The 17,970-nt window shown below is 68.8% G+C and carries 17 protein-coding genes; 8 read left to right on the forward strand and 9 right to left on the reverse strand.

Translation table 11 applies throughout. The features are described from left to right. Position 1: 1 nt before the first annotated feature. The 3 genes from ACPCHZ_RS07370 to kstD all read right to left on the reverse strand — a co-directional run bounded on the left by ACPCHZ_RS07370 (position 2) and on the right by kstD (position 3,206). Positions 2 to 553 (reverse strand): YdcF family protein, encoded by a 552-nt coding sequence (locus tag ACPCHZ_RS07370; RefSeq protein WP_423484147.1) that lies wholly within the window; start codon positions 551 to 553, stop codon positions 2 to 4. A gap of 80 nt (positions 554 to 633) precedes the next feature. Beyond that, entirely contained in the window at positions 634 to 1,494 is an 861-nt protein-coding gene (locus ACPCHZ_RS07375) for a MaoC/PaaZ C-terminal domain-containing protein (protein ID WP_423484148.1), read from the reverse strand. Then, positions 1,494 to 3,206 carry a 3-oxosteroid 1-dehydrogenase gene (gene kstD, locus ACPCHZ_RS07380; protein ID WP_423484149.1) on the reverse strand — a complete coding sequence of 571 codons (1,713 nt, stop codon included), beginning with the start codon at positions 3,204 to 3,206 and terminating at the stop codon, positions 1,494 to 1,496. The genes ACPCHZ_RS07375 and kstD overlap by 1 nt, the downstream gene beginning before the upstream one ends. Before the next feature lie 73 nt (positions 3,207 to 3,279). On the opposite strand from kstD, the gene ACPCHZ_RS07385 reads away from it, so the two are divergent. The 5 genes from ACPCHZ_RS07385 to ACPCHZ_RS07405 all read left to right on the forward strand — a co-directional run bounded on the left by ACPCHZ_RS07385 (position 3,280) and on the right by ACPCHZ_RS07405 (position 9,020). Then, positions 3,280 to 4,065 (forward strand): 2-keto-4-pentenoate hydratase, encoded by a 786-nt coding sequence (locus ACPCHZ_RS07385; protein WP_423484150.1) that lies wholly within the window; start codon positions 3,280 to 3,282, stop codon positions 4,063 to 4,065. A 15-nt stretch (positions 4,066 to 4,080) separates the two neighbouring features. After that, positions 4,081 to 4,998 carry an acetaldehyde dehydrogenase (acetylating) gene (locus ACPCHZ_RS07390; protein ID WP_423484151.1) on the forward strand — a complete coding sequence of 306 codons (918 nt, stop codon included), beginning with the start codon at positions 4,081 to 4,083 and terminating at the stop codon, positions 4,996 to 4,998. Beyond that, entirely contained in the window at positions 4,995 to 6,053 is a 1,059-nt protein-coding gene (gene dmpG, locus ACPCHZ_RS07395) for a 4-hydroxy-2-oxovalerate aldolase (RefSeq protein WP_364975927.1), read from the forward strand. The genes ACPCHZ_RS07390 and dmpG overlap by 4 nt, the downstream gene beginning before the upstream one ends. A gap of 151 nt (positions 6,054 to 6,204) precedes the next feature. Continuing rightward, complete coding sequence (gene trhA / locus ACPCHZ_RS07400; RefSeq protein ID WP_423484152.1) at positions 6,205 to 6,900, forward strand: PAQR family membrane homeostasis protein TrhA; 696 nt, start codon at positions 6,205 to 6,207, stop codon at positions 6,898 to 6,900. A 41-nt stretch (positions 6,901 to 6,941) separates the two neighbouring features. Then, positions 6,942 to 9,020, forward strand: coding sequence for a RecQ family ATP-dependent DNA helicase (locus tag ACPCHZ_RS07405; RefSeq protein WP_423484153.1), 2,079 nt, complete (start codon positions 6,942 to 6,944; stop codon positions 9,018 to 9,020). Here the strand turns inward: ACPCHZ_RS07405 and ACPCHZ_RS07410 are convergent. After that, a complete protein-coding gene (locus tag ACPCHZ_RS07410) occupies positions 9,013 to 9,921 on the reverse strand; it encodes an IclR family transcriptional regulator (protein WP_423484154.1) in 909 nt (302 codons plus the stop codon). The two genes, ACPCHZ_RS07405 and ACPCHZ_RS07410, sit on opposite strands and share 8 nt — an antisense overlap. A gap of 89 nt (positions 9,922 to 10,010) precedes the next feature. On the opposite strand from ACPCHZ_RS07410, the gene ACPCHZ_RS07415 reads away from it, so the two are divergent. From ACPCHZ_RS07415 to ACPCHZ_RS07425, 3 genes are all read left to right on the forward strand, one after another. Then, positions 10,011 to 11,138 carry a hypothetical protein gene (locus ACPCHZ_RS07415; RefSeq protein WP_423484155.1) on the forward strand — a complete coding sequence of 376 codons (1,128 nt, stop codon included), beginning with the start codon at positions 10,011 to 10,013 and terminating at the stop codon, positions 11,136 to 11,138. 4 nt (positions 11,139 to 11,142) lie between these two features. Further along, positions 11,143 to 11,925 carry an SDR family oxidoreductase gene (locus ACPCHZ_RS07420; protein WP_364975913.1) on the forward strand — a complete coding sequence of 261 codons (783 nt, stop codon included), beginning with the start codon at positions 11,143 to 11,145 and terminating at the stop codon, positions 11,923 to 11,925. Between the two features lie 75 nt (positions 11,926 to 12,000). After that, positions 12,001 to 13,146, forward strand: coding sequence for a sulfotransferase family protein (locus tag ACPCHZ_RS07425; RefSeq protein WP_423484156.1), 1,146 nt, complete (start codon positions 12,001 to 12,003; stop codon positions 13,144 to 13,146). Between the two features lie 4 nt (positions 13,147 to 13,150). On the opposite strand, the gene ACPCHZ_RS07430 is transcribed toward ACPCHZ_RS07425, so the two are convergent. The 5 genes from ACPCHZ_RS07430 to ACPCHZ_RS07450 form a co-directional block, all read right to left on the reverse strand. Then, positions 13,151 to 13,789 (reverse strand): sensor domain-containing protein, encoded by a 639-nt coding sequence (locus tag ACPCHZ_RS07430; protein ID WP_423484157.1) that lies wholly within the window; start codon positions 13,787 to 13,789, stop codon positions 13,151 to 13,153. A 17-nt stretch (positions 13,790 to 13,806) separates the two neighbouring features. Then, the gene (locus ACPCHZ_RS07435; RefSeq protein ID WP_423484158.1) at positions 13,807 to 14,268 is read right to left on the reverse strand and encodes a hypothetical protein; all 462 of its coding nucleotides are present in this window, start codon (positions 14,266 to 14,268) and stop codon (positions 13,807 to 13,809) included. Further along, positions 14,265 to 15,440 (reverse strand): Rieske 2Fe-2S domain-containing protein, encoded by a 1,176-nt coding sequence (locus tag ACPCHZ_RS07440; protein ID WP_423484159.1) that lies wholly within the window; start codon positions 15,438 to 15,440, stop codon positions 14,265 to 14,267. The genes ACPCHZ_RS07435 and ACPCHZ_RS07440 overlap by 4 nt, the downstream gene beginning before the upstream one ends. A gap of 115 nt (positions 15,441 to 15,555) precedes the next feature. Continuing rightward, on the reverse strand, positions 15,556 to 16,707 hold the full coding sequence (gene ampC / locus ACPCHZ_RS07445) for a class C beta-lactamase (RefSeq protein WP_423484160.1): 1,152 nt from the start codon (positions 16,705 to 16,707) through the stop codon (positions 15,556 to 15,558). A gap of 90 nt (positions 16,708 to 16,797) precedes the next feature. Further along, complete coding sequence (locus tag ACPCHZ_RS07450; protein ID WP_364975899.1) at positions 16,798 to 17,970, reverse strand: thiolase domain-containing protein; 1,173 nt, start codon at positions 17,968 to 17,970, stop codon at positions 16,798 to 16,800.

Raw genomic sequence — 17,970 nt, forward strand, 5'->3', positions numbered from 1 at the left:
CTCAACACCCGGGTTGCGCGACCGCCCGTAGATAGCCGGCGGTCTGGTACACGTACTGCCAGGCCCATTCGGCCGCAGACGTGCCCGTCGAGCTGGCCACCATCGTCAGTTCACCGTCGAAGCACTGCTCGAGGATGAAGCGTGCACGCGAGATGTGTGGGCGGAACGTGACGACGATGACGCTCTTCCAGCCGTGGCGGTCCGCAAGGCGCCGCAGTTCGCGGCCTTCGCCCTTCGTGGTTCCGGGGTCGGGTACGAAGCAGTGCATCGTCACCCGTGGCGGCGGACTCGCGCAGTGGTCCCTGCGCCATGCGATCGCCGCGTCCTCGGGATTGGACACCACGAGGTCGGCCGCCCACCCTCGAGAGGCGAGGTCGAGACCGACCCGGTAGCGGCTGCCGCCCTGGCCGCCCAGCACGAGGATCGCGTCGGCGTGGCGCAGCGGGTCGGTCTGCGGCCTGACGTACACGGGGATGCCTGCGGCCACGGCGATGACGAGTGCCAGACAGCCCGCGATCAGCAACCGGGTGGCTCGGCGGCGGTCACCACGCATCAACGCGCGCAACCTCCAACATCGGCCCCGGACGGGGCGCCGCCCGACCCGCGACCATGCTACGGCGGGCGTGGGCGGCGCTACTTCGGGATCAGCTCCACCCCGGTGAGCACCGCGGCGTCCTCGCGGCCGGGCGCGACCACCGTCGCGACGTAGCGTCCGTCGTCCTTCCAGACGTTCGCCTTCAGCGTCTCACCGGGGAACACCACGCCGGCGAAGCGCGCGCCGTAGGTGTCCACGGCCGCGGCGTCGCCGTCGAGCACCCGGTCGGTGATCGCCTTGCACGTCATGCCGTAGGTGCACAGCCCGTGCAGAATCGGCTTCGGAAACCCTGCGGCCGAAGCGAATCCGGGGTCGGAATGCAGCGGGTTGCGATCGCCGCAGAGCCGGTACAGCAGCGCCTGCTGAGGCAGTACCGGGATCGACAACTCGAAGTCGGGTGCACGCTCGGGCGGCGCAATGCTGGTCGAGGGACCGCGCTCGCCGCCGAAGCCGCCCTCGCCGCGCGCGAAGATCGACCGCTTCTGCGTCCACAGCAGCGTGCCGTCGGGTGCGGTGACGGTGGTCTCCGACCAGATCACCGCGGCCTTGCCCTTGTCCCAGATGTCGGTGAACCGCGTGACGGCCACACCGGTGCCGCTCGCCGGGATCGGTCCCGGCGCCGAGATCGCCTCGCTGGCGTGCAGCACCTTGGACAGCTCGATGTCGATGCCCGGGAACTGCACCGTCGGGGGCTTGGTCATGTGGAAACTCTGGGCGACGTTGCCGAACGTCGGGAGCACCTGCGGGGTGTCGTCGACCAGGTAGCGCAGTTCGCGCGGGTCCATCGGGTCGCCACCTGCGCCGAGGCCCAGGTGGTACAGCTGCACATCGCTGCTGCTCCAGGAGAACTCGTCGGGCTCGAGCTCGGCCCCGAGTGCCTCGTCGAGGTTGATCGGCATCAGTTCCCGCCCCTGCCGGCCGTCGCCGGCTGCTCGACTCCGGCAAGGTGCAGGGCCGCGAGGTAGCCGAAGGCCATGGCCGGACCGATCGTCCCGCCGGGGCCGGGGTAGGTGTGGCCCATCACCGGGGCGCTGACATTGCCCGCGGCATAGAGGCCCTCGATCACCGAGCCGTCGTCGCGCAGCGCGCGGCCGTGCACGTCGGTGCGGATACCGCCCTTGGTGCCGAGGTCGCCGGGCACCATCTTGGCCGCGTAGTACGGGCCGTGGCTGATCTCGCCGAGGTTCGGGTTCGGCTTGTTGGTCGGGTCCCCGTAGTAGCGGTCGTAGGCGCTCTCGCCGCGGTGGAAGTCCTCGTCGACCCCGGCGCGGGCGAAGCCGTTGAACCGCGCGATCGTGGCCTCCAGCGCGTCGGCGGGCACTCCGGTCTCGGCTGCCAGCTCGGCCAGTGTGTCGGCCTTGACGATCACGCGCGACTCCAGCCACCTCTTCGGAATCCGCTGTCCGGGCTGCAATCCCGCGAAGATGTAGCGGTCACGGTACTGCTGGTCGAACACCAGCCAGGCCGGGATGTTCTCGCCCGGTCCGGCGCCCTGGCCGTACACGCCGCCGTACATGTGATGGCACGCCTCGACATACGGCATCGATTCGTTCATGAACCGCTTGCCCGACATGTTGACGATGATCGAACCGGGCGAGTTGCGTTCCGACAGGGCGAACCACGGCGCGCCGACCAGTGGGACGGTCGGCCCCCACCAGGCGTCCTCCATGACGTCGAGGGCGGCGCCCAGCTTCTCGGCCGCGACGATGCCGTCGCCGGTGTTCGCCTTCGCGCCGACGGTCCACTCGGTACTGATCGGCGCGCGCTGGTACTTCACCCGCATCTGCTCGTTGTGCTCGAACCCGCCGCTGCCGAGGATCACTCCGCGGCGCACCCGGATGAGCTCGGGCTCGGCGCTGGCGGAATCGCGCGCATCAACAACGTAGACGCCGCGCACCACCCCGTCCTCGACGTAGAGGTCGGTCAGGGCGGTGTTGAGCCGCACCGGGACCCCGGCCTGCTGCAGCCCGATGCGCAGGGGGGCGATCAACGCGCGGCCCATGCCGACGAGGTTCTTGCCGGTCGCCTTCGCCCAGGTCGCCCGCATGCCCACCTTCAGGCTGCGGAGCACGCCACGCGGGTGGCGCTTGAGCTGGTTGAGCCGGACGTAGTCCTGCTGCATGACGACCATGTTCATCGGCACCTTGCCGTACGGCGGCTCGAGGCCGTCGAGGTCGGCGCCGAGCTTCTTGGCGTCGAACGGCTTGGGCTCCACGGAGCGACCGGTGGGCTTGCCGCCGGGTGCCTCGGGGTAGTAGTCCGAGTAGCCCGGCACCCAGCACAGCTTCAGCGGGGAGTGCTTCAGTACGAACGACAACATCTCCGGCGCCCGGTCCAGATAGGTGTCGATCCGCTCGGCGGGCACCACGTCGCCGATGATGGCGTGCAGGTATTGGCGGGCCGCGTCTGGGCTGTCCTTGACGCCGTCACGCTTGAGGATCTCGTTGTTCGGGATCCAGACGCCGCCACCTGACCGCGCAGTGGAACCACCGTAGTGCGCGGCCTTCTCAACGACTACTGTGGAAAGGCCCTGGTGAGCGGCGGTGAGGGCGGCGACCATGCCGGCTGCGCCGCTCCCCACCACGACGACGTCGTACTCCTGTCCGGTCATGTAGAACACGTTATAGAATCGCCCGGCCGACCCACAACTGCGCCGGTCGACGAAACGAGGGGAATTCAGGTAGATGCTCTCTGCCGAGGTGCGTGACTGGCTTGCCGCTGACCTGGCGCAGGCCGAACGAAGCCGCGTTCCGATCACGCCGCTGACCGCCCGCGAATCCGACATCGACGTGGTCGATGCCTACGAGATCCAGCTCATCAACATCCGACAGCGGGTCGCCGAGGGGGCCCGCGTGATCGGCCACAAAGTCGGCCTGTCGTCGGAGGCCATGCAGAAGATGATGGGCGTCGACGAACCCGACTACGGCCACCTGCTCGACGAGATGCAGGTCTACGAAGATGTCCCCGTCCAGGCCGGGCGGTATCTCTATCCGCGGGTCGAGGTCGAGGTCGGCTTCATCCTCGCCGACGACCTGCCCGGGGCGAACTGCACCGAAGAGGACGTGCTCGCCGCGACGGCGGCGTTCGCGCCGGCGATCGAACTCATCGACACCCGGATCACCGACTGGAAGATCAAGTTGTGCGACACCATCGCCGACAACGCGTCGTCGGCGGGGTGGGTGCTCGGCGAGGCCCGGGTGTCGCCGAAGGACATCGACATCAAAGCCATCGACGCGGTGCTGACCAACAACGGCGAGGTCGTGGCCGAGGGGCGCAGCGACGCGGTGCTCGGCAATCCGGTCACCGCGGTGGCGTGGCTGGCCCGCAAGGTGGAGAGCTTCGGGGTCCGGTTGAAGGCGGGCGACATCGTGCTGCCGGGCTCGTGCACACGTGCGATAGATGCACCACCCGGCAGCCATTTCGTCGCCGACTTCGCCGGGTTAGGTTCAGTCAAGCTGAGTTTCGAATAAGCCAGGGGAGAAGCAATGCCGCAGAAGCTGCAAGTCGCGATCGTCGGGTCGGGCAACATCAGCACCGATCTGCTGTACAAGCTGCTGCGGTCGGATGTGCTGGAGCCGCGGTGGATGGTGGGGATCGATCCGGAGTCCGAGGGTCTGGCCCGGGCGCGCAAGCTCGGCCTGGAGACCACCCACGAGGGGGTGGACTGGCTGCTGGCGCGGGATGAGAAGCCGGACATGGTGTTCGAGGCCACCAGCGCCTACGTGCACCGCGACGCCGCCCCGCGCTACGCCGAGGCGGGCATCCGCGCGATCGACCTGACGCCGGCCGCGGTCGGGCCGGGGGTGATCCCGCCGGCGAATCTGCGCGAGCATCTGGACGCGCCGAACGTCAACATGGTGACCTGCGGTGGGCAGGCGACCATCCCGATCGTGCATGCGGTGTCGCGCGTGGTGGAGGTGCCCTACGGGGAGATCGTGGCGTCGGTGTCGTCGGCGTCGGCCGGGCCGGGGACACGCGCCAACATCGACGAGTTCACCAAGACCACCAGCGCCGGGGTACAGCACATCGGCGGTGCCAGGCGGGGCAAGGCGATCATCATCCTCAATCCGGCCGATCCGCCGATGATCATGCGCGACACCATCTTCTGCGCCATCCCCGAGGACGCCGACCGCGATGCGATCGCGCAGTCGATCCGCGACGTGGTGGCCGAGGTGCAGACCTACGTGCCGGGCTACCGCTTGCTCAACGAGCCGCAGTTCGATGACCCGTCGATGAACTCCGGCGGGCAGGCGGTGGTGACGACGTTCATCGAGGTGGAGGGTGCGGGTGACTACCTGCCGCCCTACGCCGGGAATCTCGACATCATGACCGCCGCGGCCACCAAGGTCGGCGAGGAGATCGCGAAAGAGTCTTTGACTGCGGCGGCGGGAGGCCAGGCATGAGTACCGACGAGATCTATTTCGACCCGATGTGGGACATCCGGATGACGGACACCTCGTTGCGGGACGGCAGCCACCACAAGCGCCATCAGTTCACCACCGACGAGGTCGGCGCGATCGTCGCCGCGCTCGACAGTGCCGGCGTTCCTGTCATCGAGGTGACCCACGGCGACGGGCTGGGCGGGTCGAGCTTCAACTACGGGTTCTCCAAGACCCCCGAGCAGGAGCTGATCAAGCTGGCCGCCGAGACGGCCACCAACTCCAAGATCGCATTCCTGATGCTGCCCGGGGTGGGCACCAAGGAGGACATCAAGGCCGCGCAGAACAACGGCGGGTCCATCTGCCGCATCGCCACCCACTGCACCGAGGCCGACGTCTCGATCCAGCACTTCGGGCTGGCCCGCGAACTCGGGTTGGAGACCGTCGGGTTCCTGATGATGAGCCACACCATTCCGCCGGAGAAGCTGGCCGCCCAGGCCCGCATCATGGCCGACGCGGGATGTCAGTGCGTCTACGTGGTCGACTCGGCCGGGGCGCTGGTGCTCGAGGGTGTGCGCGACCGGGTGGCCGCGCTGGTCGCCGAACTCGGTGACGATGCCCAGGTGGGTTTTCATGGCCACGAGAACCTCGGGCTGGGCGTCGCGAATTCGATCGAGGCGGTGCGGGCGGGCGCCAAGCAGATCGACGGGTCCTGCCGGCGGTTCGGTGCGGGTGCGGGCAACGCTCCGGTCGAGGCCCTGATCGGGGTGTTCGACAAGATCGGTGTGAAGACCGGCATCGACTTCTTCGACATCGCCGACGCGGCCGAGGAGGTCGTCGCGCCTGCGATGCCCGCCGAATGCCTGCTGGACCGCAACGCGTTGATCATGGGCTACTCGGGCGTTTACTCCAGTTTCCTCAAGCACGCCATTCGCCAGTCCGAGCGCTACGGGGTGCCCGCGCACAAGTTGCTGCACCGCGCGGGTCAGCGCAAGCTGATCGGCGGCCAGGAAGACCAGCTCATCGATATCGCGCTGGAGATCAAGCGTGAGCAGGACGCCGCCGCTGAGGTGGGCTGAGAGATGTCTCGATTGTGACATCACAGCCTGTCCGGTTCTGACGCGTAGTCGTTTGCGGGTATGGTGTGCATCGCTGTCGCACCTGCGATGGTTGCCGTGAGCACACTCGGCTTACTGTGACATCGGAGACGCCCTGAACGATCGATCTGTGGTGACTGGAACGCTTCAGATGCCGGAGCCCGTCGGCGGTCCGGTCAGCGATGTGTTCCTCGCACCCCGTGCCCGCGGCTGGATCCACGTGGTCGCCGCGTTCGTCGCCGTGCTCGGCGGCGCGGCGCTGATCGGGGTCGCGTGGAGTGGTGACCGGCCGGCAGAGGCCGGCTGGGCCGCGCTGGTCTACGTTGCCGCGATCATCACGATGTTCAGCGTCAGTGCGGTGTACCACCGGATGCGATGGACCTCGCCGGTCACGCAGAAGTGGATGATGCGCGTCGACCATTCGGTGATCTTCGTGTTCATCGCAGGCACCTACACACCGCTCGCACTGCTGGCCATGCCGCCGTCGATCGGGACCGAGGTGCTGGTGGTCGTGTGGACCGGCGCCGCGGCCGGCGTGCTGTTCAAGATGGCCTGGCCGTCCGGCCCTCGGTGGATCGGCGTCAGCCTGTACCTGGCCTTCGGCTGGGCGGCGATCTGGTTCGCCGAGACGCTGCTGCTCGGTGCCGGCCTGACGGTCGTCGCACTGCTGATCGCCGGCGCGGTGCTCTACAACATCGGCGCCGTCTGCTACGGCATGCGCTGGCCGAATCCGTGGCCGACCACGTTCGGGCACCACGAGGTGTTCCACGCGTTCACCGCGGTCGCGGCGCTCTGCCATTTCGCCGCCATCTGGCTCGTCATCGACTAGCTGCCCGTCCGCCTGTCACCGCGGCCGGGCACGATGGCGGCATGGCGACGCGGACCGAGGCACAGGCCCTTCTCGAACAGCTGGCAGGACCGCACGCCACCCTGCGTGACGACCAGTGGCGGGCGATCGAGGCACTCGTCGTGCACCGGCGTCAGGCGCTGGTGGTGCAGCGCACCGGGTGGGGCAAGTCGGCGGTGTACTTCATCGCCGCGAAGCTGCTGCGCGCTGCCGGGCACGGCCCCACGGTGATCGTGTCGCCGCTGCTGGCGCTGATGCGCAACCAGGTGGCCGCCGCCGAGCGCGCCGGGGTGCGGGCCGCGACGATCAACTCGAGCAACGTCACCGACTGGGACGACATCCACGCCCGGGTCGCCGCCGGTGACCTCGACGTGCTGCTGGTCAGCCCGGAACGGCTGAACAATCCCGACTTCCGCGACCAGGTGCTGCCGGCACTGGCCCGCGACGCCGGTCTGGTCGTCGTCGACGAGGCGCACTGCGTGTCGGACTGGGGCCACGACTTCCGGCCCGACTACCGCCGGATCCGCACCCTGATCGCCGACCTCGGCGCCGACATCCCGGTGCTCGCCACCACCGCGACCGCCAACGACCGGGTGGTCGACGACGTGGCGAGCCAGTTGGGCGTGGGTGGCCGGGACACGGTGGTGCTGCGCGGCGGCCTCGACCGGGAGTCGCTGCGGCTGTCGGTGGTGCATGCGGGCAATCCCGCTCAGCGCGCGGCGTGGATCGCCGCGCACCTCGGCTCGCTGCCCGGGTCGGGCATCGTCTACACGCTGACCGTCGCACAGGCGCACGACGTGGCGGCCCTGCTGCGGGAGCACGGGCACCCGGTCGCCGCGTACACCGGCGCCACCGAGGCCGCCGAGCGCGAACAGCTCGAGGCGGACCTGCTCGCCAACGAGGTCAAGGCCTTGATCGCCACGTCGGCGCTGGGCATGGGCTTCGACAAGCCGGATCTGGGCTTCGTCGTGCACCTGGGCGCGCCGTCGTCACCGATCGCGTATTACCAGCAGGTCGGCCGCGCAGGCCGGTCGACGGCGGAGGCCGAGGTGGTCCTGCTGCCCGGCCGGGAGGACCAGGACGTGTGGCGCTACTTCGCGTCGGTGGCGTTCCCGTCGGAGGCGATGGTTCGCGACGTGCTGCGCGCACTCGAGCCGGACCGTCCCCAGTCCACACCCGCGCTCGAACCGCTCGTCGACCTGAATCGCGCGCGGCTGGAGATGGTGCTCAAGGTGCTCGACGTCGACGGGGCCGTCCGGCGGGTCAAGGGCGGCTGGGTCGGCACGGGCGCACCGTGGACCTACGACGAGGAGCGTTACCGCAACCTCGACGCGGCGCGCAGGCGTGAGCAGCAGGCGATGCTCGAGTACCAGTCGACCGACGAGTGCCGGATGACGTTCCTGCGCCGCCAGCTCGACGATCCGGAGCTGGCCGACGGCGAGCGCTGCGGCCGCTGCGACAACTGCGCGGGCAGTCACCACGACGCCGGCGTCGACGACGCGACCGCCCAGGCCACCCGGCAACGGCTGCTGCGGCCGGGCGTGGAGATCACCCCGCGCAAGCAGTGGCCGTCGGGGCTGGCCAAACTCGGCGTGTCGCTGACGGGCCGCATCGCCGACGGACCCGCACCGGGACGGGTGATCGGCAGGCTCACCGACCTCGGCTGGGGCGCCCGGCTGCGCGCGGTGCTCGACGCGCCGGACGACGAGGTGAGCGACGACGTCGTGCGCGCGGCGGTCGACGTGCTCGCCGCCTGGGAGTGGCAGACCCGCCCCGTCGCCGTGCTGGCCATGGATTCGGTGGCCCGGCCGCGGCTGATCGGGTCGCTGGCCGGCCGGCTCGCCGAACTGGGCCGTCTGGAGAATCTGGGCACGCTGCGGTACCGGCCCGGCCGTCGCCAGGTGGCCGCCGCGAACTCGGCTTATCGCGTTGCGGCGCTGCATGATTCGTGGGAGACGCCGGATGTGTCGGCGGTGGGCGGGCCGGTGCTGCTGGTCGACGACCTCACCGATACCGGCTGGACCCTGACGATGGCCGCCCGGGTGGTGCGGGACGGGGGAGCGCCTGCCGTGCTGCCGTTCGCGATGGCCGCGGTCAGCTGACCGCAGGCCAGGGTGGCTTCTCGCCGCCCAGCTGAGCGGTCAGGGCGTCGGCGGACGACATCAGCCTGCGCGCCCGCCTGACGATCTCGGCGGCGCTCAGAGACCGGCCGACGTGCAGGGAGACCACCATGGCCTGGCGCTGATGGTGGTCGTACACCGGAGCGGAGATCACGCTGACGTCGTGGCGTTGCCGCCCGTCGCCTGTGGATTCACTCCGCAGGTAGACGCGCTCGCCGATGTCGGACACCATCTCGCCGAGCAGCGCCCGCAACTCGTGCGGGAGTGTGCTGGGTATGCCCGCGGTCAGCGCGTAGAGCCGCTGGCCGGCCGCGGTCCGTCGCTCCACCAGGTAGCCGTCGGCCCGGCACTCGGCGATCACCCGTTGCAGCCGGTCGTCGTCCGTGCGCAGCGGCACCGTCGGCTCCTTGGCCAACCAGGTCCGCACGGCGTCGTCGTCCCAGAGCACGAACATCAACCCGACGGGCGGGGCGAACGGATAGCTCTGGCCCACGTGCACCGGGGCCGCCACCTCAGGTGGCGACACCAGGTCCAGGACCGTGATGCGGTCCTGCACGACCGCCGACAGCGCGGCCGTCGCCGTGTAGGCCGCCGAGAGCCGGCGCAGTTCGGCGCGCGCGGCGGGGTTGACCCGAAGCGACTCCTGGGCCGTGTGCCCGAGCGCGATGAGCGCAGGACCCAGCCGATAGGTCTTGTCCTTCGCGTCGCGCACGAGGTAGCCCGCCGACGTCAGCGTGGTGACGATGCCGAGGCACGTCGGCTTGCTCAGCTGCAGGCGCCGCGCCAGGTCGGACAGCCCGAACCGGCCCCGCGGGTGGCCGGCGAGGTAGTCGAGCACGGCGACCACGCGTTCGGTGGGTGGCGACGTGCGAGCCGTGGACATGTCAGAAATGTACCTTGACGTTCCAAATATGAACCACGGATCAAGTCGCGACCATTGACTGGCACTAGAACGCGTTCTAGTTTCAAGGCGTGTACTCCGCACCCTTCGCCGAGGCCATCGCCGAGGCCGAGCGCCTCGTCACCGAAGCGCCGTTCATCGAATCCGAAGCCGATCTGCTCGAAGGTCTGCAGTACCTCGCCGGCGGGATCGCCGCCTGCACGCATCTGGCCTTCGACTACGACCGTGACCATCCGTTCCTGCAGTCCGGCACCGGCCCCTTCACCAAGATGGGCCTGGACAACCCGGACACGCTGTACTTCGGCACCCGGGTGCACCCGGGTAACGAGTACGTCGTCACCGGCAAGCGTGGCACCACCACCGACCTGAGTTTCCAGATGCTGGGCGGCGACTACACCGACGACAACGTGCCCGCCAGCCAGGCTGCATTCGACGACCGCGAACTCGACATCGCCGACGACGGCACCTTCGAGTGGCGGGTGACGCCGAACAGCCCGTCGCAGTTGCTGATCCGTGAGGTCTACAACGACTGGTCGGCCCAGCGCGGCTACGTCAACGTCGCGCGCACCGACACCGCGGGCACCGCGCCGCCGCCGCTCACCAAGGAACTCATTGAGAAGCGCTACGCCGTGGCGGGCAAGCAACTCGTCCAGCGGGTCAAGACCTGGCTGCAGTTCCCACAGTGGTTCTACGACAACCTGCCGGTGAACACGATGGTCGCGCCCCGCCTCACGCCCGGCGGCCTGGCCACGCAGTACTCGTCGGTGGGTCGCTTCGACCTGGCGCCGCACCAGGCCATGGTGATCACGCTGCCGGTTTCCGACGCGCCGTACCTCGGCTTCCAACTCGGCAGCCTGTGGTACATCTCGCTGGACTACATCAACCACCAGACGTCGCTCAACGGCACACAGGCGCAGGCCGATCCGGACGGCAAGATCCGCATCGTCGTCGCCGACGCCAACCCGGGTGTGACGAACTGGTGTGAGACGCTCGGCCACCGCAAGGGGTACCTGCAGTTCCGGTGGCAGCGGCTGTCGCGCGAACTGACCGAGGCCGACGGCCCGACGGTGGAGATCGTGGACGTGGACAAGGTGGCCGACGCGTTGCCCCATCACGACTCGAACAAGATCTCCGAGGACGATTGGCGCGACCGTATCGCGCTGCGACAGAAGCAGATCCAGAACAGAATGGTGGGCTGAGCCGATGACCGGACTGCTCGACGGCAAGGTGGTCGTGATCAGCGGTGTCGGACCCGCGCTGGGGACAACGCTGGCCCGCCGCTGCGCCGAGAACGGCGCCGACCTGGTACTGGCGGCGCGCACCGTGGAACGGCTGGACGACGTCGCCGGGCAGATCACCGGCCTGGGCCGGCGCGCGGTGTCGGTCGGCACCGACATCACCGACGACGCCCAGGTGGCCAACCTGGTCGAGAAGACGCTCGAGGCCTACGGCCGGGTGGACGTGCTCATCAACAACGCGTTCCGCGTCCCGTCGATGAAGCCGTTGGCCAACACCACCTTCGAGCACATGCGCGACGCGATCGAACTCACGGTGTTCGGCGCGCTGCGGCTGATCCAGGGCTTCACGCCGGCGCTGGCCGAGGCGAACGGATCGGTGGTCAACGTCAATTCGATGGTGGTGCGGCACTCCCAGGCCAAGTACGGCGCCTACAAGATGGCCAAGTCCGCGCTGCTGGCGATGTCACAGTCGCTGTCCACCGAACTGGGCGAGCAGGGCATCCGGGTGAATTCGGTGCTGCCCGGCTACATCTGGGGCGGCACCCTGGAGAGCTACTTCACCCACCAGGCCGGCAAATACGGCACCACCGTCGACGAGATCTATAAGGCCACCGCGGCCGCGTCCGACCTGAAGCGGCTGCCCACCGAGAACGAGGTCGCCTCGGCGATCCTGTTCATGGCCAGCGACCTGTCCAGCGGGATCACCGGACAGGCACTGGACGTCAACTGCGGGGAGTATAAGGCGTGAGCTTCCACGAAGGCGAACGCGAGTGAGGATCGCAGCGAGGTACGAGCGAGGACCGGAGCGAGCGAGAGTCGAGACATGAGCACACGCACCGATGTCGGCACCGTCGAAGATCTGCACGCGTCGGCCACCAAGGCCTGCGGCCTCGACGATTTCGGCTCCGACGACGACAACTACCGCGAGGCACTCGGCGTGCTGCTGGAGTCCTTCCGGCGCGACGCCGACCTCACTGAGTTCGGCAGCAAGATGCAGCGCTTCTTCGTGCGCAACGCCCTGGTGGCGCGGTTGGTCTCGGAGGCGGCGTGGAAGCAGTATCCCGAGCATGCCGACGTCGCGATCGAACGGCCGATCTTCGTGACCGGGCTGCCCCGCACCGGCACCACCGCCCTGCACCGGCTGCTGTCCGCCGACCCGGGCCACCAGGGCCTCGAGCTGTGGCTGGCCGAGTTCCCGCAGCCGCGTCCGCCGCGCGAGACGTGGGCGGACAATCCCGTCTTCCAGCAACTGGACGCCCAGTTCACCAAGGCCCACGAGGAGAACCCGGACTACACCGGGCTGCATTACATGACCGCCGACGAGGTCGAGGAATGCTGGCAGCTGCTGCGCCAGTCGCTGCACTCGGTGTCCTACGAGACCCTCGCGCACGTCCCGACGTACTCGCAGTGGCTGGCGCGCCAGGACTGGACGAAGCCGTACCAGCGGCACCGGCGCAATCTGCAGCTGATCGGGCTCAACGACGCCGAGAAGCGCTGGGTGCTCAAGAACCCGAGCCATCTGTTCGCGCTCGACGCGTTGTTCGCGACCTATCCAGATGCGCTCGTCATCCAGTGCCACCGGCCGCCCGAGACGCTGATGGCCTCGATGTGCTCGCTGGCCCAGCACACCACCGAGGGCTGGTCGCACCGCTTCGTCGGCGAGCAGATCGGCGCCGACTCGCTGGAGACCTGGTCACGCGGCCTCGGGAGGTTCAACACCGTTCGTGCGCAACATGACTCGGCGCAGTTCTACGACATGGACTACTTCGACTTCATCGCCGACCCGGTCGCCGAGGTGGAGCGCATCTACCGGCACTTCGGCCTGCCGTACACCGACGCCGCGCGCGGCGCGATGGAGCAGAGCCACGCCGAGAGCAAGAAGGGTCCGCGCGCGCCCAAGCACACCTACTCCCTTGCCGACTACGGGTTGACCGACGACATCGTCAAGGAGCGCTTCGCCGGCCTCTAGACGGTCACACCGTCATGTCGGCAAGGGTGTTGATGCGCTGCAACGCTTCCCGTGCGACGGACAGCACGTCGAAGCCGTTCTTCTGGGCGCACGCGGTGAGCTCGATCGCCGCGTTGTGTGCGGCGACGAACGCGTTGTCACACGACCATCCGCCGGTGATGGACCACAGCACGATCTGAGGCGAACCCGAATCCCGCGGCGGCAGCAGGCGGAAGTCGATCGTCTTGCCCTCCATGGTCGTCACCGCCAGGGCGTCGTCGCGGCAGGAGTCGATGGCGCGTCGCACCGTGTCGACGGCTGCGGCGGTGTCGAAGTCGGCACGGTAGACCGCGGCCATCTGCTGGACGGAGACGGTACGTGCGGCGTCGCCGTAGAACTGGCCGCCGTCGTGCGCGGCCGGGGTCCTGGCGAAGATGAAGGGCGGATCGACTTCCTGGGCGAGACCGGCACACTTCTCGGGTTCGGCCGTCACGAACAGGTTCGACTCGTGCTCCGGTGCGGTCTTGTCGCTCAGCAGGCCGCCGACCTGTCCGGCGGTGATGGGAGCAACGGGCACCACGGCGCGGGCGCGCGCGTCATCCACCACCTGGGTGCAGCCGCCGAGTGCGACACACAGCAGACCTGCCGCCGCGGTCCTGAGCATGGGATCAGTGTCGCAGCTCAGCCGTCGCCGGGCGACGGGGCGGACGACACCTCCTCGAGGCAGCCCTCTGCGACGGCGTGTTTGATGCTGTCGGCCAGCCGCGGACAGCTGCGTGAGCGGGCCGAGTGACCGCCGGACTCCCGGATCTCGGTGAAGTACGCGCAACGCTGGGACGCCGCGGAGTTCCACTGCACCGCGGTGTGCTCCGGCCCGAGCTTCTTCACGTCCACCGCCACGTGGCAGAACCGGCAGTCGATGGACACCAGACCCGCGGTCAGGTAGCGCTCCCGGTCACGCTGGCTGGCCTCTCGCACCGCCTCGGCCCGTTGCGGATCGGCAGCGAAGTCCGGTGCCTTGGACCAGGATCCGCGGCTTGGCGCGGCAGGCAGGTCGTCCTCGTCGTCATGGGCGCCGTGCAGGAGCAGCATCGACCGGGCCAACCGGTCGACGTCCGGTGCCTCCTGACGCTCGCCGGTCATGACGTGGCCTGTTCGGCCTTTGCCTCGTCGCGCTGCTTTTCGGCTTCCTGGCGCTTGAGGTTCTCCTCCACCTCGACCTGCCACTTCTCGTTGGCGGCCGTGGTGTCGACCTCGATTTCGAAACGGTCGGTCATGTCCGGCGTGACGTCGGCGACGTCGACGTAGAACTGCTGGTACCAGCGGCGCATCTGGTAGACGGCGCCGTCCTCCTCGACCAGCAGCGGGTTGTCGATGCGGGTCTTGTGCTTCCAGATCTCGACGTCCTGCAGGAAGCCCTTGCTGACGCCTTCGGTGAACACCCGCGCCAGCTTGTCGGTGGTCTTGTCGTCCAGGCCCTTGGGCTTCTCGACGATGACGCCCCACTGCAGCACGAAGGAGTCCTGGCTGACGGGGTAGTGGCAGTTGATCAGGATCGACTCGGCCTTGAATCCGCCGTAGTTGTTGTGCAGCCAGTTGATCATGAAGGACGGGCCGAAGTACGACGCCTCGGAGTCCAGGTGGGCCTCGCCGTAGGTGGTGCCCATGTCGTTGATGTCCGCACGGCCCACGTTGTGCAGGTACTGCGACGCGATGTGGCCCTCGAAGACGTTCTTGAAGTAGGTCGGCAGCCCGTAGTGGATGTAGAAGAAGTGCGCCATGTCGGTGACGTTGTCGATGATCTCGCGGCAGTTGGAGCCCTCGATGAGCATCGAATTCCAGCGCCAGTCGGTCCACTCGTCGCTGGCGGACTCCGGGATCTCGGGGATCTGCACCTCGGGCTGCGGTGGGTTGCCCTCGTGGTCGTGCCACACGAAGAGCAGGCCGCCGCGGACGTCGGTGTGCCAGGCCCGGGTGCGAGCCAGCCGGGGGGTGCGCTTGGCGTACGGGACGAGCTTGCACTTGCCGTCGCCGCCCCAGCGCCAGTCGTGGAACGGGCAGGCGACCTCGTCACCCTTGATGGTGCCCTGCGACAGGTTGCCGCCCATGTGCCTGCAATACCCGTCGAGGATCTTCACATCGCCCTTGGAGTCGGCGAAGACCACGAGCATGGTGCCGAAGATCTCGACGCCGTGCGGTTCGCCGTCCAGGTAGTCCTTGACGGGTCCCAGGCAGTGCCATCCGCGGGCGTACCGGTCGGGCAGCGCTCCGGTGTCGATCTCGCGGACGCCTGCGCCGGCGGTATCAGTAGCCACGTCGCACCTCCAGATCTGGGCTTCTAACTAGAACACGTTACAGTTTTATCCCGCGTTCGCACAATGATCGGTCCGTGACCTGCGGCATACCCAGGTCCGCAGCCTTCTGAACTGCTCACCCGCCATCCAGGGCGGCCAATACGGCGTGCGCGGCGGTGACCCGCGCGGCGATGGGGAAGTTCTTGTTGGCCAGCATGACGACACCGATGCCGCGCTGCGGCACGAAGGCGGCGTAGGCGCCGAAGCCGTCGGTGGACCCCGTCTTGTTGAACAGGGTCGGCGCGCCGGGCTGCTCAGCGGCGAGGGCGGCCACGGGATGGGGGTCCATCGCCATCGAGGTGGAGTTGCCCGCCAGCAGCTGGTCGAGGGTGACCGGATACGGGTACTGCTCCCAGCCCAGTCCCTGCACCATCGGGCCGACGCGGTAGCGGCCGACGTGCGTCGTCTCGACGGCCCGGCGCAACCGGGGCTCGAGGCCGTCGGGGGAGATGTTGCGCTCGACGAACCGGATCATGTCGGTGGCGGTGGACTTCACGCCGTAGGCCTCGGCGTCGAAGACGCCCGGATTGACCCGCACGGGTCTGTCGGACTTGTCGTATCCCCAGGCGTAGGCGTTCTGCGCCTGCGGCGGCACCCGCACGAAACTCTGCGGCAACCCGAGCCCGGGCATGATGTCGGTCTGCATCACCTCGGTGAAGTCGCGGCCCATCGCCGTCGCGCTCAGGTGCCCGAGCAACCCGATGCTGGCGTTCGAGTACTGCCTGATCCGGCCCGGCGGTGCGGTCGGGCGCCACTGCCGGAAGTACTCCGTCATCGTGGCGGCGTCGGTGACCGTCTCGGGGAACTGCAGCGGAAGTCCCCCTGCGGTGTAGGTGCCGAGGTTCGCCAGCGTGGCGGCGTCGATGGCGGCGCCGCGCAGCGCGGGCAGGTACCGGCCCGGGTGGTCGTCGAGCGACAGGACACCACCCTCGGCCGCGTATCCGGCCAGGGTGGCGGTGAAGGTCTTGCTCACCGAACCGATCTCGAACAGCGTGTCGGGCGTGACCGGCGCCCCGGTGTCCCGCGCCGCGACGCCGTAGGTGAAGAACTGCCTGCGGCCGTCGACGCTGACGGCGACCACCATGCCGGGGATCCCGTGTTCGGCCATCAGCGGGGCGAAGGCGCGATCCACCGCGGCGGCGACGGTTGCGGGGTCGGCGCCCGCAGGCGCGGCCGGTGCCGCCGCGGCGAGGAGCGCCACGGCCAGCAGGGTCCTGAGCACTCGCACGGAGATTCTCCTCGGGGTCGGGTCGATCGTCCGCCCTGACGCGTCCGCCCCAACCTAGCCGTCACCGGCCGCGCCGCTGCCCTGCGTGCGTCAGGCGGGCTTGTCGGCCGCGACGACCCACATCGAGTAGTACTGCGAACCGCCGCCGTAGGCATGGCCGAGGGCCTTGCGGGCGCCCTGCACCTGGTGCTCGCCCGCCTTGCCCATCACCTGGATCGCGGCCTCGGCGAAACGGATCATGCCCGAGGCGCCGATCGGGTTGGACGACAGAACACCGCCCGACGGGTTGAGCGGGATGCGACCGCCGATCGCGGTCTCGCCGGCCTCGGTGAGCTTCCAGCCCTCACCCTCGGGGGCGAAGCCGAGGTTCTCCAGCCACATCGGCTCGAACCACGAGAACGGCACGTACACCTCGGCGACGTCGATCTCGTCGATCGGGCTGGTGATGCCTGCGGCCTTCCACAGCGCCTTCGAGGCGTCCCGGCCGGCCTGCGGGTTGACCTGGTCGCGACCCGAATAGGCGAGCGGTTCGGTGCGCAGCGCGGTCGCGTGGATCCAGGCGACCGGATTCCCTTCCTGAACACGGCGATCCGCGATTTCTTCGTTGCCGATCACCATCGCGCAGGCGCCGTCGGAGGACGGGCACGTCTCATCGAACCGGATCGGGTCCCACAGCATCTGCGAGGCCATCACCTTCTCGAGCGTGATGTCCGGCTGGTGCAGGTGGGCCAGCGGGTTCTTGGCGCCGTTGAGGCGGTCCTTCACCGCGACCATCGCGCCGATGTGCGTCGGCGCACCCGAGCGGCGGATGTATGAGCGCACGTGTGGTGCGAAGTATCCGCCCGCCCCTGCGCCGACGGGCTTGGTGAACGGCACCGGAATGCTCAACGCCCACATGGCGTTCGACTCCGACTGCTTCTCCCAGGCCATCGTCAGCACGCGCCGGTACTTGCCGGACTGCACCAGTGACGCGGCGACCACACCGGTGGACCCGCCCACCGAACCGGCGGTGTGCACCCGGATCAGTGGCTTGCCCGTCGCGCCAACGGCGTCGGCCATGAACAGCTCGGGCATCATCACGCCCTCGAAGAAGTCCGGCGCCTTGCCGACCACCACGGCGTCGATGTCGTCGAACGTCGATCCCGAGTCGGCGAGCGCTCTGTCGATCGCCTCTCGGACGAGCCCGTTCATCGACACGTCCTGGCGCTTGGCGACGTACTTCGTCTGGCCGGTGCCCAGCACCGCCGCGAGTTGCTTACCCAT

The sequence above is a fragment of the Mycobacterium sp. NPDC050041 genome, from assembly GCF_049541695.1.
Lineage (GTDB): Bacteria > Actinomycetota > Actinomycetes > Mycobacteriales > Mycobacteriaceae > Mycobacterium.